Genomic DNA, 18,100 nt, shown 5'->3' with positions numbered 1-18,100 from the left:
AGCTGCCTATACGGCAGTGAACCGTGAAATCTATGAAACAACAGTGAATGCAATTTTCTAAGCTGCCTATACGGCAGTGAACATATAACGAGTCAGATTTTGAAGCATTTATGTTTTCTAAGCTGCCTATACGGCAGTGAACTTGGCGTGGTAACAACGCAGCACGAAACGCAATTTCTAAGCTGCCTATACGGCAGTGAACGCCGCCAGTTGAAGGATTTGCAGCAATCAACGTTTCTAAGCTGCCTATACGGCAGTGAACAGTTCCTAATGTCAGACCTATTGAAATCGACTTTTCTAAGCTGCCTATACGGCAGTGAACGTGAGACTGCATAAAGGGTTTTACCTGCGCCGTTTCTAAGCTGCCTATACGGCAGTGAACACTCTTCACTACTTATTGCGGCTTTTTTGCTGTTTCTAAGCTGCCTATACGGCAGTGAACGAAGACTTGGATCAATCGAATTACATCATCAATTTCTAAGCTGCCTATACGGCAGTGAACGCCAATCCATCATAGGTGCTACGGATATACGTTTTCTAAGCTGCCTATACGGCAGTGAACTCACTTTCAAAGACCTTGTGCTTTGGTTCTACTTTCTAAGCTGCCTATACGGCAGTGAACAATATCAGCCCAGTCTTGCATCATTTTTCTACTTTCTAAGCTGCCTATACGGCAGTGAACACCAAACTATTTCCAAACCAACGCCACCTATGTTTCTAAGCTGCCTATACGGCAGTGAACAAATTAGGTATTAAAAAACCCGACTCTTGGTCTTTCTAAGCTGCCTATACGGCAGTGAACACATGGTGTTCCGTGCGCTTGTTGCAACCAGTTTTCTAAGCTGCCTATACGGCAGTGAACATCCACGTCCCAATCATCACCAATTTCACCAGTTTCTAAGCTGCCTATACGGCAGTGAACATTTACTGATGGAATGAGTTGGGAAAATTATGTTTCTAAGCTGCCTATACGGCAGTGAACGATATTTTAATCGAGGATTGATTTTTAAGAATTTTCTAAGCTGCCTATACGGCAGTGAACCATAGTCGACTCGCTTTGCCATAGCTCCCTGTTTTCTAAGCTGCCTATACGGCAGTGAACGATTGGATATGCACCGACAGGATTCAGTAAATTTTCTAAGCTGCCTATACGGCAGTGAACTCAATGATGAAGAATTGAGTGATATTTTCGCATTTCTAAGCTGCCTATACGGCAGTGAACGTAACGGCTTGATCCGTTTGCCGTTCCCCGAACTTTCTAAGCTGCCTATACGGCAGTGAACGTAATTGATCGTTGAGATAATCAAAATGATCATTTCTAAGCTGCCTATACGGCAGTGAACTGAGACTTTTTATCAAATCAGATTGACGGGCAATTTCTAAGCTGCCTATACGGCAGTGAACAACAGGGATCAGAACAGAACGATGATAACAGTTTTCTAAGCTGCCTATACGGCAGTGAACGCCCACTTGTTTAATGTCAAAGTTGGGTAAAATTTCTAAGCTGCCTATACGGCAGTGAACGTGATGAGAAGCCAAAAGTAAAACGTGATTGTTTTCTAAGCTGCCTATACGGCAGTGAACATCATCCTGTTTTTACCGCTTTAGAAAAATCATTTCTAAGCTGCCTATACGGCAGTGAACTTGATGATCGAATTGGTGATAGTGCGAGTAACTTTCTAAGCTGCCTATACGGCAGTGAACGGCTTTCGACTGTTCCTGCAATAATGTACGACTTTCTAAGCTGCCTATACGGCAGTGAACAATCTGTTCGTTGTTTGGTTCCTGAACCACTTTTTCTAAGCTGCCTATACGGCAGTGAACACAACAAAGCCGACAAGTTTTTAAGCTATATCTTTCTAAGCTGCCTATACGGCAGTGAACTAAACCAAACTGAATGATTTCTTGTTTGGCTTTTTTCTAAGCTGCCTATACGGCAGTGAACATGTTTGCAGGCGGATACGGGCGTATCGCACGTTTCTAAGCTGCCTATACGGCAGTGAACTGATAATTGCAGCTTGTGTAGAGTTACTTACATTTCTAAGCTGCCTATACGGCAGTGAACATAGTTACTCCAGTAACTGCTTGATCCGTTGTTTTCTAAGCTGCCTATACGGCAGTGAACCAGGTGAAGAAAAAATACCCACAGGCGGTAATTTTCTAAGCTGCCTATACGGCAGTGAACGGTGCCGTTAATGCCACGTATTTCTGTTTCTATTTCTAAGCTGCCTATACGGCAGTGAACGCATTTATGCACCTTTTCGGCCTGAGACTTTCTTTCTAAGCTGCCTATACGGCAGTGAACGTGCAGGTTTGTAAAGATCAGGATGTTTACTGTTTCTAAGCTGCCTATACGGCAGTGAACTTTTGCCCATATAAACGTTTGAGCTTGAAAATTTTCTAAGCTGCCTATACGGCAGTGAACTTGGTGAACATTATCACTTACATCGACCTTATTTTCTAAGCTGCCTATACGGCAGTGAACGTATCCTGTATCAAGCTGTACAGTTAATGAAATTTCTAAGCTGCCTATACGGCAGTGAACATTGCCGCAATTAAACTTATCGCTGATGCAGCATTTCTAAGCTGCCTATACGGCAGTGAACATTTGAGAAGCGAATAAAAAGGGGTGAGCCATTTTCTAAGCTGCCTATACGGCAGTGAACAAAACAATCCCACTGTGCAGAAATCATCATGTTTTCTAAGCTGCCTATACGGCAGTGAACTGTTGCATTTGATTACTGGTACACCTGGTGCATTTCTAAGCTGCCTATACGGCAGTGAACTGGATTTCACAGGCGCAACAGAAGAACTTTCATTTCTAAGCTGCCTATACGGCAGTGAACATAAGCTTGGTTGCTCTAGGGGCTATTATTATTTTTCTAAGCTGCCTATACGGCAGTGAACGTGATTGGTGGGGCATCACCGATAGTGTCAGTTTTCTAAGCTGCCTATACGGCAGTGAACAGCAAAGAAGTTCAGGAGTTGTTTTTTGAGTTGTTTCTAAGCTGCCTATACGGCAGTGAACTCAGGATTAGATAATACGCTAAGTTGATGCTTTTTCTAAGCTGCCTATACGGCAGTGAACGCCATTAACTACATGCATACCAATTACACTCATTTCTAAGCTGCCTATACGGCAGTGAACGACTCCATTTGATTACCAACGATTGACGGTTGTTTCTAAGCTGCCTATACGGCAGTGAACATAATATTTTTGGATATGATGACATTCAAAGCTTTCTAAGCTGCCTATACGGCAGTGAACTTTTAAAAGCGTCTCCAGCTAAGCTTCTACTTTTTCTAAGCTGCCTATACGGCAGTGAACTTTACGCTTTCTATCGCTTGATTATTTCAGATTTTCTAAGCTGCCTATACGGCAGTGAACGCTTCGTGATACCAAAATGCTCGCGCATCTTTTTTCTAAGCTGCCTATACGGCAGTGAACAATTCGTTTTTAGTGTAGCTATTAGCTTATACTTTCTAAGCTGCCTATACGGCAGTGAACGAACACTCAGATGAAAAAAAATAGGGGGATATTTTCTAAGCTGCCTATACGGCAGTGAACTTTGTCTGCTTTAGGATCATCGAGAATATCTATTTCTAAGCTGCCTATACGGCAGTGAACGATTCAGGAATCACACGATCATATTCATCAGTTTTCTAAGCTGCCTATACGGCAGTGAACAGTGTTTACCCGCAGAATTAATCGCTTTTAATTTTCTAAGCTGCCTATACGGCAGTGAACCCCTCTCCATCAGTTCTAACACTGATGCCTGCTTTCTAAGCTGCCTATACGGCAGTGAACAGTCCGTTGATAAATCAGTCACGACCGATTCATTTCTAAGCTGCCTATACGGCAGTGAACCATTAATCGTGCAGCGACATCTATACCCGTTTTTTCTAAGCTGCCTATACGGCAGTGAACGGATCTAGTTTCGATTTTTCATAAAATGGAATTTTCTAAGCTGCCTATACGGCAGTGAACTTTTTAAAATCCACATGCACACCTCTATTTACTTTCTAAGCTGCCTATACGGCAGTGAACTTGTACCAAGCTGAACATGGTAACGAGTAATATTTCTAAGCTGCCTATACGGCAGTGAACGTATAGATCGTTCTATAACTTAGCGATTGTGCTTTCTAAGCTGCCTATACGGCAGTGAACGAATACAGATGCTTATCTAGTGGTGAGCAGATTTTCTAAGCTGCCTATACGGCAGTGAACGCCAAATTCCTTATAAAACGGCTCGCCGTATTTTTCTAAGCTGCCTATACGGCAGTGAACAATCCTAAAATCTCAGAATCAAGCGGAATATATTTCTAAGCTGCCTATACGGCAGTGAACATGAAGGTACGGTCAATGAGTTTGCTCAGTATTTTCTAAGCTGCCTATACGGCAGTGAACATCCGCTTTCATCGGCCATCAAGCTGATCAAATTTCTAAGCTGCCTATACGGCAGTGAACCCATTACAGCTGGCCACAGTAATACTGACCCCTTTCTAAGCTGCCTATACGGCAGTGAACACTACTCATCTACTCCACCAGTAGCAACAGCATTTCTAAGCTGCCTATACGGCAGTGAACGCAAATATAGTTGCAAGAGTTGCAAAAAGATATTTCTAAGCTGCCTATACGGCAGTGAACTCCAGCTCGTGCCCTGATTGTTCTGGGTTACGTTTCTAAGCTGCCTATACGGCAGTGAACAGTAGTAAACACTCGCCAATTTTGCGCCATAATTTCTAAGCTGCCTATACGGCAGTGAACAATGCCCAATTGGTCAAACTCTCGATGCTTCATTTCTAAGCTGCCTATACGGCAGTGAACGATCCGTTTGCCGTTCCCCGAATGGTCATAACTTTCTAAGCTGCCTATACGGCAGTGAACGGTCAAACATTCACTGGTTCAACTCCTGAACATTTCTAAGCTGCCTATACGGCAGTGAACCAATGGTGGTACTTGGGGCTAAATCTTCAAAATTTCTAAGCTGCCTATACGGCAGTGAACTTGCTGACGTAACCTTGGAACAAGTGTCGAACTTTCTAAGCTGCCTATACGGCAGTGAACTGATCCAAGCCTTTGCAAATTTTATGGATAGCTTTCTAAGCTGCCTATACGGCAGTGAACTTTTAGCCGCATCTACTCAGTATACATATGCATTTCTAAGCTGCCTATACGGCAGTGAACTTACGATATAGCAAGCCAGTTCGATCAACAAATTTCTAAGCTGCCTATACGGCAGTGAACCCCCGTCAAACCCAATCAATAGTTTCTTTACGTTTCTAAGCTGCCTATACGGCAGTGAACATAACGGTGACTATCGTTGCGATCGTAGTTCGTTTTCTAAGCTGCCTATACGGCAGTGAACTTTCGGATAGTCAGTGCAAAGGACTTTACGTTTTTCTAAGCTGCCTATACGGCAGTGAACCTTAAAGACAATGGTACTGGGCGATTGGTTGCTTTCTAAGCTGCCTATACGGCAGTGAACAGTAGTAAACACTCGCCAATTTTGCGCCATAATTTCTAAGCTGCCTATACGGCAGTGAACGGCTTGAGTGTAAAATTATGATTGATTTAGTTTTTCTAAGCTGCCTATACGGCAGTGAACAATATCCGAATGACCGAGCAACGTTGACACATTTTCTAAGCTGCCTATACGGCAGTGAACTGGTGGTGGAAATAAAACACTGATTACCAGTCTTTCTAAGCTGCCTATACGGCAGTGAACCAGTGTTTGCTGTGTTACCTGCATGAACAGGCTTTCTAAGCTGCCTATACGGCAGTGAACTTGATCCGACCTGCATAATGCTCAGGATTATATTTCTAAGCTGCCTATACGGCAGTGAACAGAAAGATGGCAAGACAAAAATACTGGGGAATTTTCTAAGCTGCCTATACGGCAGTGAACCCAAAGTTCTGCACCAGTGTCACCAATGTATTTTTCTAAGCTGCCTATACGGCAGTGAACATCACGTAATGGCTTATTTCCTGCTTTAACTATTTCTAAGCTGCCTATACGGCAGTGAACTTACCATTTGTTGTAAGTCGTGGGAATATTGATTTCTAAGCTGCCTATACGGCAGTGAACCAGTTAATCCGACTCCAGTACTTGATGAAAATTTTCTAAGCTGCCTATACGGCAGTGAACGAGATTCAAGGATTTTATTCCCCATTTCATCATTTCTAAGCTGCCTATACGGCAGTGAACCTGACCCTGATGCTCTATGTAAATCTCTTACTTTTCTAAGCTGCCTATACGGCAGTGAACTTACGTCACCAACTGGAGGAGTATTTGGCTGTTTTCTAAGCTGCCTATACGGCAGTGAACATGCTCTATGTAAATCTCTTACTGGTGTTGAATTTCTAAGCTGCCTATACGGCAGTGAACTGTTCGGCTTGTTGTTTATATCGCCAACTGGGTTTCTAAGCTGCCTATACGGCAGTGAACCCTGATACTGTGACCAGTTGTGTGTCGTCATCTTTCTAAGCTGCCTATACGGCAGTGAACTGAATTGCGAGACTGGTGGCTCGTACCAGTCATTTCTAAGCTGCCTATACGGCAGTGAACATCACGTAATGGCTTATTTCCTGCTTTAACTATTTCTAAGCTGCCTATACGGCAGTGAACTGGGGAAACCTGATTTATGCAGTGAATGCAGCTTTCTAAGCTGCCTATACGGCAGTGAACAACCTTGTGAATATCCACTTGGGCATCCACTATTTCTAAGCTGCCTATACGGCAGTGAACAGCTAGGATTTTCAGTATTAGCATTTTCTTTATTTCTAAGCTGCCTATACGGCAGTGAACTTTGCGACCAATTATCTGAACCTGACGTTAATTTTCTAAGCTGCCTATACGGCAGTGAACTCGCAGAATCCCACCAATTTGTTAATGTGATATTTCTAAGCTGCCTATACGGCAGTGAACTCTTGAATAGTGGAAATGCCGTATTGAGTGTCTTTCTAAGCTGCCTATACGGCAGTGAACAATAGTTTTAACATAAAAAATAAAGCTATAACAGCAAGTTATGCTTAAAATCCTATAAAAGACCCAAGTATTAACTTACTATTATAACTTATTGATTTTATTAAGCTGTTAAAGAGTGAAAAAATATTGGGTTAAAATTCGGGTACGGATGATACTGAACTTAATCCATAAGTGCTAAAAACCTGAGTTTCAGATTTTTCAGCAGATTGCTTTTCGATAAACAATTTAAAACGTTTTTCACTTTGCTGATCTGAAGTGCTCAGGCTTTTCATTTCAATATAAGGCATGTTGGTTGTCGTAACTACATTGCTGTATCTGGCTAATGCCTCATCAAAGCCAATATCTCCACGTTTAATACGATGCCGTGCCAAACGCTGGGCATTGGTTTTCACTTGCTTACGCTTGTAAATGGCATAGCCTTTAATATCGCTAGGTACTTCACGAATTGATGTAATATGCACATAATCTTCTAAACGTTCCAGCCATTTTCGAATATCTAATTTTTTTAAATCAGCTTCAGACTCAGCAAATAAACGAAGTTTGTTACCTAGATTGATCCTAGCTTTTTGGTTTTCTACTTTTTCCTCAAAAATATATTGAGGGAAAGAAGCACCAATTCCCACCTTATCTGAATCATCCTTTATTTCAGCCAATGCGATATGTACTTGTGTATACAGCTTTGACCAAATGAAATATGGGGAAATTTCAGCCTGATCAATCAAGGTAATTTCCTGATAAAATTTCATAATCAGTCATTTCCACCAAAGACGCCACCACGGATTAAATTTGCAACCACAAAATGTTGATCATCTTTAGAGATCTCTTCATTTTCTAGCCAGTTAATAAGTAGAGTATAGAAATCTGTTTTACTGATTCGATATGCTTGACCACGGTTTGGTACTGAGCCATATGGTTCAACTGCAATAGGTGCTTTTAAGGAATCACTATTTTCTACTGTGTACCAATCGTCAATCGTTCGAATAGCATTACCAATTTTTTCAGAGTGGATACCGGCACACATACCTTGATTCGTTTTAATCTGATATAAATATTTAGACTTTTGGCCTTTTGGTGGTTTATCTACAAATTCTTGTGATGGAAATATATGTTGCCCTTCACCAACTTTAGCAAATGCCGTCACCTCTAATAATAAATAATTATCTTCACTAAAGCTTTTAGCAACTAGCTCTGCAATTTCCATCGCTTGTTTATCTTCTAGCTCATCAAAATTATTTAATGAATGCTGATAAGCATTTTCAAAGTTCCAAATCTGATTAGTGTCTGTATTTCTAATTTGTAAAGCAATATTTTCTGCACCCAAACGATTTCGCCATAAGAATCGAGCATTGATCAAGTTTTGAACATAGCGTTTTGCTAATGTTAAAAATCCAATGTCTTGCTGATATGTTGCAAATTTTTCTTTTAATTTAATCTCAAAATCTGGACGATTATGCGTAGTAGGTTCAGCAATATTTCCTAAGAATTTCACTGTAAAGAAAACTTTTAAAGTATCCGCTTCAAATGGTAGACGCGCATCATCTCCCCATACTAAATTTGGGTCAGTTTTCTCGGCATCATCTACGCCATATTGGCTTTTTGTACCTCTATTACGCTTTTCATGTAGATCGATATTTTTCCATGCTGTTGAATTAGCGCGCTCTGACCATAAGCCTGACTGCATTAAGGCATCCGAAGGTTCAATTTTACGATTAAATGCGAGTACGCTTGGTACTTTCGCGCTATCAGTTGCTACTTTAGGTTTCTTCGCCATGTTATTTTTTCCTTTTTAGTTTGAAAGATTAATTGAAATCAAAGTTAAATGAACCATCATCTAAGGCTGGTTGTGGTTGTTCAATAGGTTCTATATTTGCTTGAAAATTTTGCTTCTGTTGGCATAAATACCATTCGTCTTCTATGTGATATCTCCAAATCAAATCAGATAAGTTCTGTATTCGGTGTGTACTACGCCATTCACCAATACTATGTACAGATTCAACAAATCGGAAGGGATATCGTGGATCACGATGGTGTTCAACTTCTTGCCCCTCATACAATGGACTAATCCCTTTAAAACCAATCATCAAGGGTACAAACCAACCTCTAGGATTGGGTTTATCTTTACGTACCCATTGCACAGTACTTTGATCTTCATCAATTTTAGATTCTGCTTTATAGGCAAAAAAATCTGTCCATAAATCGAATAAATCAGAATTTGGATCATCTATTTTTGATTGTTCCACATGCTTTTCTAAGGTGGATGTCGCATCAAGTAATACAAAGCTAGGTAAGAGCTTTCTTTTTAATTTGTTGAGATCTGATTCTTCAGTCCAAAAGCTAATATTTTTAATATTCGTAATACTTCCACCGACTAAACGTGCTTGATATACCCATTTTTTTAAAGATTTTTGATAAAGTTTTTTTTGTTCATCTACACCTGACAACACCTGTTTACATTGTAATAGTAAGGAAATTGTTAAATCCATTTTCCCTTCTTCAATAATAGGTGGTGTTTTATTGGCTTCTGCACGATATTTTTGCCCTTGTAATGTCACAGGCGGGCGTTTACTTTGAATAAATCGAACATCATATTGTTCATTGGTATGCAAGGTAAAATCATGACTAAAAATCGCACAACCTACAATTTCTATGCCAAACTCAGCATTAAATTTACGGGAGATCGCATGAGTAAAGCCTAAAAAACCTGTGATTGCTGGAAAACCATAGGTAAATCCCGCAATACAATTTGCATCTTCCACGCTAACTTTTTCTAATAAAATATATGAGGTCATTCAATTGACTCCACTGTTAATACTGCATGAAAATCTTTAAAAACAGGATGTAGTGCATTAAACCAAATTGCTTTTAATTCTCTATGCTCATATTTCTCACCCATATTTTTATTGATCCACTTCGAAACTTGTTCTGTAAATTCATCAATAAATGCTTTATTTTCCTGTTGCTTACTTTCAATTGGATCTAAAAACGCACGTAAATAAGGTTCAATTTCTAGATCATTTGCCCAACCTTTGGCATAACTTTGCTGAATCCATAAAATTTGATGAATCACTTCATCTGCGATTGATTCGAGTAATTCTGTTAAAACATTTCTTCGATTTAAATTAATGCTCAGATTCTCTTTTTTCATGACATAGAATAATCTTTTAATTTCTTTGAATATTTCTACACTATGAGTTGTGCGACAACGTGCTAAAAAGTTTTCCATATTCGGAGGTGGTAAAGCATCTTTTCTCCACTGTGGCGGATTTGCTTGGAAAAAATATAAGCCTCCCCGACGTGTTCCATTTAATTTAGACGCATTTTGATGATTACTTTTCGTCACACTTAAAAAAGCAGTTTTAGGAAAAAATGTATAAACACCTTCATAGCTTAGATTTTGTTTTCTCGCTTGATTAACAGGCGTATCCTTAGAACGACTATATGTGATTTTTTCAAAAATTTTATGTGCCAAAGCACTCGATTTAACAGGCGAAATGACATGATAATGATCATCTACTGGAATATAGACTTGTTTGGCTAAGACGTGACTATTTAACTTTTTTGCCACATAGGCTTCTGAAATTTGCATTTGCCATTGTTTTCGAACATCGGCATTGTCTGATATTTTACTAAAATAAATTTCATCTTCCGCTAGAAATTGCCCTAAGTTTTTGTCTAAATCAATAACGTTAAAGCTTAAGAATTCGGCAACAGGTGCATAACTCGCATCAGTATAAGCACTGTCTGATTCATTTACATTTGCTGTTTGTGTCGTCAGTAAATAATGATATTTTTGTTGTGGAATCAAATCGATTAAATTAATGGCTTTATTACTAGAATGAGTGAGTTTTGCTACATGGCTGACATTCAAACTCACTTTACTCGCATTTTCAGCAATATAAGTTATCCATGATACAATTTCATGATCGCTGTGGATCTTAGATAATTGCTCATCGGTAAAAGCCTCTTTCAGTTTTTTTCGCTCAGCTTCTACTTTTTTATCTATACGTTGCCTTAAAAAGCTTTCGATACTGGCATGTATCACATCAACATTCATTATAATCTCCTATAATTTTTTATCTAAGAACACGCCTAAAAAAGGGTGATAGTAATATTGAATATTTTTATCATCCAACAGAGATACTTCCCCATAATTTAAAACAACTTGCCTTTGTGAACTTTCTAAAATTTCTTCAATATCATGATAACGTTGATTTTCATCTGTACTAAACCACATTTGACTGTTTGGATGAAAACTTAAATTTTTATAGCTCCGAATCTCATCAACCATAGAAAATGTATAATTTTTTTCATCGTAACTATACCACTGCATTTTTCCTGTGCTAGTAGGTATAAGATAAAGACTTTTTTCAGCTTGAAATTTTCGAAATGGCTGACGTCGTTGTAACTCCCCGCTCCAAGAGAGTGAATTACACCACCATAAACGTGCGTTATTATCTTCTTCACGTGCACCCAATAACGTCATGGCATAGGCCGTTTGTTCCAGTGTTACTAAGTCGTTAAAAATAGGTAGCTCTGTTCTTGTGGGTGGTTTAATAAAATAAATACTTGGAATAGCATTGATATATTGATATTGCTCTATTGTCAGTAAATTTCGTATTTCTTTATTCTCACTTAAATGACGACCACTTTTATAATTTCCTTCAAAACCAGGTTTAGTAAATGCTACCGTTTGCTTTTGTAAAGCACGAATGTTTTGATTCAAAATAAATAAGTTTTCCTTATTCACATTTTGTTTTCGATGTCTTTGAATACGCCCTGCTAACTGTACCAAAGATCGCATAGAACTCGGCTCAGCAATTGCCCAATCATAGTCATGATCTCGTCCAACCTCACAGACAGATGTCGCCAATACGATAAAAATATGTTTTTTAATTTTTGGATATTTATGGATTGCATTAGAAATTTCTGGTTGCATCCAAATTTTATCTGCTCTTTTTCGATTTAAAATTCGATCTAGTTTTTCTTCAATAAAAGAACGCTGTGCTAAGGTGAATTTACTATGATAAATACAGTAATGAAGCATCGTTTGTTCATCAATATGCTGAGTCAGCAAATTTTGAGCAACCTGAACAAGAGGATTAATATTCGCAAAGCGAATCACACCTAAAGAAATTTCCACACCGTTTTCACTTGTCTGATGATGATGTGTATGTGCTTCAGCAATCCCTTTTAATAAAGTATTGACTACTTTTTCTTGAATATTTAGGCCTTCTTGAACCTCTAATATTTTGGCTTTTCTTAATCTATTTTCATCTGCTTTGAGTTTTTTAATACGCTCATTCACATAGAGAGTATGATGCTTACAGAATTCAGAAATAGTTGAACTTTCTAGCTCTTTTACTGCAAACTCATCAAACCAAGCACATACAATCGGCTTTTGTTGTTGATGACCTAACATGGCTTGTTGATATTTTTGTCGACCTAAAGCATAGGATTCATATAAAGCAAAAGCCATAGCAGGAGGAATGGTCGCACTAGATAATAAGACTTTAGCACCTAACATCCCTGCCCAATTGACCAAGCGCGAAAGTGCAGGTAAATCATCTGGTCCAAACTCATCAGGTTCATCTAAAATTAAATCTGAGCTGAGTAATCGTAAAATGGGGGCAATTTGTCGCCCACCTCTTAAGCTTTCTGTCGCTGGGATTAAATAATCGATTGTGCTGACCAAAATTGGGGCATGTAATAATTTTTGAATTTTAGGGTCTTTCCCAAACCATGTTTTTAATAAGCTATCTGCATCTATATCAGGATAATCCACATCAAAGCTGTCTTCGGTATCTTCTAGGCTTTCACTGCCACGCATAGCAAATTCATTTTTTTCTAAATCGGCTAATAATTGCTTTTGTTGTTGAGCATCTTTATCTTGTTGAAAAGCCTTTTGTAGGCGTTGTATCGCACTTGAACCAATAATGGTCGCAATATCACTGTCATCTAAATTCAAGTTTTGCTTTAGGGCATCTCCTGTTTGTGTTGTTAATGTACGAAGACCTAAAGCAATACTAAAGCGGGTGCCTTTTTCGATATCAGATAAAGCGTACATGATACGGGCATTGGCAATCGTTTTGCCCTTTCCTGTACTTGCCATATTAATACCAAAGAAACCACATTCATTACTACGAATATTCAGTTTTTTGCATAGCTTAACGGCTTTATCTTGCCACTCACTCAACTGGGGATCTGAATTTGAAAATCCTCGATCCAATATTCGATTCACCCCCAATTCAGGGAGTTCAGCAATAAACTGTGGAAGTTTACGACTGTAAATATAAGCATAAAAACTAACTGCTAAATTATGTTCATCTAATTTTTGTTTTAATTTTTGTTCATTATCTGTATTGGCATATGCCTGATAAGTTTGATCTTGTAGTTCAACTCTCGCATTTTGTGCTGAATACCAATGATCGGTCATCATTAACATTAAACGTGATAAATGCATGGTTAAAGGATCATCTAACCAGTTCAATTGTTGAATTTGAGCAATTTGATTACAACCTCTTTTTGAAAGTAATTGTGCTTTTAACCGCCACTCTTGGCTACGTACAGGTAAACCATGACTAAACATCCAGTTTTTTTCTATTTCTGTTGCAGTCCAGTCATATTTAATGCAATTCGGCGAATTCCATTTCACATCACATTCAGATAGCCAATATTGGCTTAAATTTTCAAATTTTGATAAACCTGACTTATGGATATTTAAGACAGGTGGGCTATTTTCAAAAAAAGGATAAATAGGTAAACGATGATGACTGAGTATCAGCCATGCAACTAATTGTGCAAATTGTGGTAAATAAGCAAATGTATCTCCGAGTTTTGGTCTTGAACGCATTTCCGATAATTTTTCAAGCCATCTACATTCATCAGAAGCCTGTAAATTCCCTAATTGGGTAAGCCACTGTTGATCACTTTGATCTACAATAAAAGCTTCAAATATTTTTAGTGAAATCCATTCGTGTCGGTATGGTTCATAACCCTTTTCAGTTTTAATTTCAGGGTTTAACTTGGCTTGAAATAAATCATTTGCTTTGCCAAAATCATGAAATAAACCTGCGATTCCTGATGCAATTGCAACCAATTCCAAATTTTGCCATAAATGCGATGATTTCCAAGGGTTTAGACTTTTCTGCGTCGTATTAACTGGCACCACACCCTCACGATTAAACTTATTCCGATTCCCCACAATCCATAGCAACTCACTTCGACGTCTACCCCGAATCCAGTGACAACTTACCGCTGTACTTTTGGTCACGGTTTTACGCAGCAATTTTTTAACTGCAATTAAACCTTCCTCAGTAATCACTGTCTGCCAGGTGTTATCACCAATTCGGTCTGCAAAGGCATCTAATACCCGACGCGTTCGTGGAATGGCTTTCTTTTCACATTGACTAATAAACGTCACAATCATAATGTTTCTCCATCTACATCATGATTTTTACAAGCTTGTCCTTTGACTTGATCAAACATAAAGTCCAGACATTTATGCTCGGTAAATTTCTGCAAAATCTGCTGTCTAAATTCTTGTTCAGTCATTTTTTCTTTGGCGCAAATAAAGGCATAAGGCAAAACCACAGCATCCTTAATTAAATCTGCCACATCAAACACTAAAGCCCCTCGACGCGTCTTGCCATGCATGACTGCAAAACCGTGTGGAATTCCAAGTACCCAAAGTGTTGTCGCTGCTAAACCATAAGCCAGATAATTGCCATGATTTAAAAAATCATTGGCTAAATCACCTTGTTCAGGATTGCGACTAAAATCCTTTAAACCTGTACGAGTCGCTGCAATTTTATAAAGTTGTTTTGTGGTCGCAGCTTCTGCAAGTAGTAAGTCTCCAACTTTAGTTTGTTGTGAAATTCTTGCTGCATAGCCCGTTAAAGCCTGTTGAATATCTAAATCATCCACATGAAAGGTATATTCTTTTAAATCTCGGTCTTTCGACCAAATCTTCTGAATATATTCAACTCGTGCCAATTGAAAATGTTTAGCAACATCTAAGCGTTTGGCTTCATCAAACCAAAATTGCATCCAACCTTGCATATACTCAGTTGGACGGTATTCACTTTGTGGTGTCATCCATTCAATTTCACAGCCCATAAACAAAGGCGTGCCACCTCCACCTGCAAAACCAACCAGAACACCTGCACTTGCGAGCATGCGCATTGCTGCTTGAGTAATTGATGTGCCTGTACCCAATAGAATCACTGTAGTATTGGCAATCGGAATATTCCAGTACTGATTTTCGTTTTTAGCCTCGGTCAGATAAAGAACTCGACCATCTTTCTGCATCACACGGCAATGTTCAAGATAGTACAAATTGGCACGTTTCGAATGTAATATTGCTTTTAGATCTGATGGATTAAGCTGTTCCATTCTTATCATCAATTATGAAGAAGAGTTGTCCTTAAAATATCCTGTTCGAATAATTATTTAAAGAAATTTTAGGAAATTAACGTCACATATTGACGCAGTCTTTTTCAAGAATTTGTGTGATTCATACAGTTAAAAATATTTTTAAAACTTAATACACTGCGGCAAATATCTTCTTGTCTTTTCCGCCCAACCAAACTAAATACTCATTCTCTATTGCCTGCTTATACGCCCAATCGGCAACCCGATGCGAACGTTGCAGATCGGTTAGAAAACCTAATTGAGAAATTTCTCGAATAATAGATTGATCATGCAGATGATTACGTTCCTGCCACTGATGTAAGAATTGCTGTGATGCTAAATAATTACTTTTTTGTGAGTTGCATTTTTCATCCGCCAGGACAAAATTATGTCCGGTATCGGCAGGATATAAAGACCATGGAATAAAATGATCCACGGCATATTTTGAATTTTTGAGACTTTTTCCACAGTAAAAACACTGGCATTGCTGTAAGTCAATTAAGAAGTCCGCGACCTGCCCCAATTGATTACGACTTGGAGCAAACATGAATTCATCTAGGTCAGGCAAACCATCCAGTACCACCAGGTTCTGCTTGTTTAGCCGAACAAAATCAATCCAGCGCTTCTGGCACAACTCTTCAATAATTTCACTGAACTGTCTCAAACAATACATCACTTTGGGTAAAAGCTTGAGGGACTGTTTGGAGTCTTCAAGGCAATAGAGAAATTCTACCGTTTGACCATTCAGATTCTGCAAATATACTACCGGCATTTGCTTAACCCTTGTCGCAACTGTTCGCTTCAGCCTGTTCCAGTAAAGTACATCCTTTCTCAACGCGGCCAAGGTCTTGAATTGTTGCTGTGCATTCTGAATTTCACTGATGATCTTTGCCTGCTTACCAGTACTTTGATGAATAGTAAAAGGCTCGTACTGGTTAAACTGAAACGGCATTGACTGTTTCCAGTACAGGTCAATAAACTTTTCAGCAATATCCTGATAGTCCAAATGCAACACAGCGCCGGTATCTTGACCCTGTTCAATCGCCAGACGCGTGATACTTATCAGCAAAGCAAACTTATATGTCGAAGTAAATGCCCCTGACTGCAAAATCTGCTGAATATGCTTCAAGAATTTTAACTGTTCTTGAGGGGTTGGTATTTCGGCTATACTGAATAACATATCTAAGCCTGCACTTTTCTAATCAGAATATTCAGCCACTCTTCTGTACGGTCTGAACGTTTATCTACAGTAATCCATTGCTGTAACAGTAAAGCCTGATCTATTTGTTTGAGTAAGTCGTAAGCTTGCTGCTCATTCAAGTCAGTAAAGCTGCGCCCTTCTTTCTCACGGTCTGTATCGCCATATTTAAAAGACATATAACACACACCATTTGGCTTTAATGCTTTAAATATGCGCGCCAGCACTTCAGTCAGGCGATTTCTTTCACAGTGCAAAAGAGAAGCACAAGCCCAAATCCCATCATACTTAGCTACTTCATTCAGCTCATAAAAACTTTGCTGACGTACCTCGATGCCTGTCAGCTCTCTCGCCTTTTCAACCAGCTCGGCAGAATAATCAATTGCCTCAACTTGATAGCCTTTTTTCTTAAATGCCAGAGTGTCACGCCCAGAGCCACAGCCCAAATCCAGGATCAATGCCTGTTCCGGCAAATATCTTAGAAATGGTGCGTAAAGACTTTCCATCTCAACCTGATAGGTATTTTCAAAAAATGCTTGAGCATGTTGATTGTAATAATTTGATGTTTGATTCATTGTCTAAAAGCCAATATCTTATGTTAAAGAACATACTGATATTTCACTAGATAAGTCAAATGATCAGTCCTATTCCAAGCACCAACCCTATAAGAACAGAGCTGGCAACCAAGAGAATCCTGCTCACGAACAACAACCACTCTATACATCAGATACCGAACAACCCAAATCGAATGTCTGGATTTGGGTAATTTTTGGATTATTTTGTTTTATTGTAGGGGCAATTATTTTTTAAATTTAGCCATTCTTTGCACCCATAACATTCATTCCGCTAGGCAAAATTTAATTCATTTATTACTATGGACGGATGTTAAATATAATAAAGGCTGCCGCTGATGTCTGATAATGACAGTACTCTGGATTATGATGAAAATGATTTAATCGATTCTCCCTTGTCTCAAATTTTACAAGAGAATAATGAGCAAGTTGAAATTCTCATTTATCGATTACCTGATAGTAACTGGACACTGGAAGTGGTAAACCAAAATGGTACTTCTACGGTATGGGATGAAACATTCCCGTCAGATCAGGAAGCTCTATCTGTTGCTATAGATGGAATTAAAGCCGCAGGCGGTATTCAAGCATTTTCCGAACTCAGTGACCTCGAAGCAAAGAAAAATATTTTTCCTGAATCCCTTACTCGCCATTAAAAATGAAGCTGCTAGCGTGGATATGAATCAGTATTTTCTGGATTCTTAGAACCTATCGTGATGATAGGTTCACTTCAAGCCTAACCCCTCTAGGGTCGAAGGGTCAAAATTTTCATCAAACACAAACTCATCTGCTCGCCCTTTTCTTAATGTCGCTAAGGCATAAAAGAAACATTTCTCACATAACTGCAATTCATATCTTTCCCCGTCATGCTTGGAACCATAGCCCCAATGCGCCGATAAAGTGCCAAACTCTAGTTTCGTTGATTGGTTGCATAT

General features: G+C 38.9%; 10 protein-coding genes, 1 pseudogene and 1 CRISPR repeat array. Of the genes and pseudogenes, 2 read left to right on the top strand and 9 right to left on the bottom strand.

What is annotated here, in order from left to right:
- Positions 1-54: 54 nt before the first annotated feature.
- Positions 55-6,989: a CRISPR direct-repeat array (repeat unit 28 nt; unit sequence TTTCTAAGCTGCCTATACGGCAGTGAAC).
- Between the two features lie 131 nt (positions 6,990-7,120).
- The 8 genes from cas6f to M5121_RS08580 form a co-directional block, all read right to left on the bottom strand.
- Positions 7,121-7,735, bottom strand: coding sequence for a type I-F CRISPR-associated endoribonuclease Cas6/Csy4 (cas6f, locus tag M5121_RS08615; RefSeq protein ID WP_249570935.1), 615 nt, complete (start codon positions 7,733-7,735; stop codon positions 7,121-7,123).
- 2 nt (positions 7,736-7,737) lie between these two features.
- Entirely contained in the window at positions 7,738-8,760 is a 1,023-nt protein-coding gene (gene csy3, locus M5121_RS08610; protein ID WP_249570934.1) for a type I-F CRISPR-associated protein Csy3, read from the bottom strand.
- Between the two features lie 28 nt (positions 8,761-8,788).
- Positions 8,789-9,778 carry a type I-F CRISPR-associated protein Csy2 gene (csy2, locus tag M5121_RS08605; protein ID WP_087547275.1) on the bottom strand — a complete coding sequence of 330 codons (990 nt, stop codon included), beginning with the start codon at positions 9,776-9,778 and terminating at the stop codon, positions 8,789-8,791.
- Positions 9,775-11,043: a type I-F CRISPR-associated protein Csy1 gene (locus M5121_RS08600; protein WP_087547276.1), complete on the bottom strand. Its 1,269-nt coding sequence runs from the start codon at positions 11,041-11,043 to the stop codon at positions 9,775-9,777. Before M5121_RS08600 ends, csy2 begins: the two co-directional genes overlap by 4 nt.
- A 9-nt stretch (positions 11,044-11,052) precedes the next feature.
- A complete protein-coding gene (gene cas3f, locus M5121_RS08595; protein WP_249570933.1) occupies positions 11,053-14,415 on the bottom strand; it encodes a type I-F CRISPR-associated helicase Cas3f in 3,363 nt (1,120 codons plus the stop codon).
- Positions 14,412-15,380: a type I-F CRISPR-associated endonuclease Cas1f gene (cas1f, locus tag M5121_RS08590; protein WP_249570932.1), complete on the bottom strand. Its 969-nt coding sequence runs from the start codon at positions 15,378-15,380 to the stop codon at positions 14,412-14,414. Before cas1f ends, cas3f begins: the two co-directional genes overlap by 4 nt.
- A 148-nt stretch (positions 15,381-15,528) precedes the next feature.
- Positions 15,529-16,578: an HNH endonuclease gene (locus tag M5121_RS08585; protein WP_136700184.1), complete on the bottom strand. Its 1,050-nt coding sequence runs from the start codon at positions 16,576-16,578 to the stop codon at positions 15,529-15,531.
- Between the two features lie 2 nt (positions 16,579-16,580).
- Positions 16,581-17,171 carry a class I SAM-dependent methyltransferase gene (locus M5121_RS08580; RefSeq protein WP_136700185.1) on the bottom strand — a complete coding sequence of 197 codons (591 nt, stop codon included), beginning with the start codon at positions 17,169-17,171 and terminating at the stop codon, positions 16,581-16,583.
- A 67-nt stretch (positions 17,172-17,238) separates the two neighbouring features.
- Here M5121_RS08580 and M5121_RS08575 point away from each other — a divergent pair.
- Positions 17,239-17,406 (top strand): annotated as a pseudogene (locus tag M5121_RS08575) (DUF4236 domain-containing protein); the annotation flags it as partial.
- 100 nt (positions 17,407-17,506) lie between these two features.
- Positions 17,507-17,821, top strand: a complete 315-nt coding sequence (locus M5121_RS08570; protein WP_136700186.1) for a hypothetical protein — start codon at positions 17,507-17,509, stop codon at positions 17,819-17,821.
- Positions 17,822-17,890: 69 nt separating this feature from the next.
- Here the strand turns inward: M5121_RS08570 and M5121_RS15915 are convergent, their stop codons facing one another.
- Positions 17,891-18,100, bottom strand: coding sequence for a hypothetical protein (locus tag M5121_RS15915; protein WP_329603207.1), 210 nt, complete (start codon positions 18,098-18,100; stop codon positions 17,891-17,893).

It is taken from the genome of Acinetobacter sp. ANC5681 (genome assembly GCF_023488045.1).
Lineage (GTDB): Bacteria > Pseudomonadota > Gammaproteobacteria > Pseudomonadales > Moraxellaceae > Acinetobacter.
The sequence above is the reverse complement of the archived record's forward strand: the minus strand, read 5'-3'. Positions and strand labels throughout refer to the sequence as shown.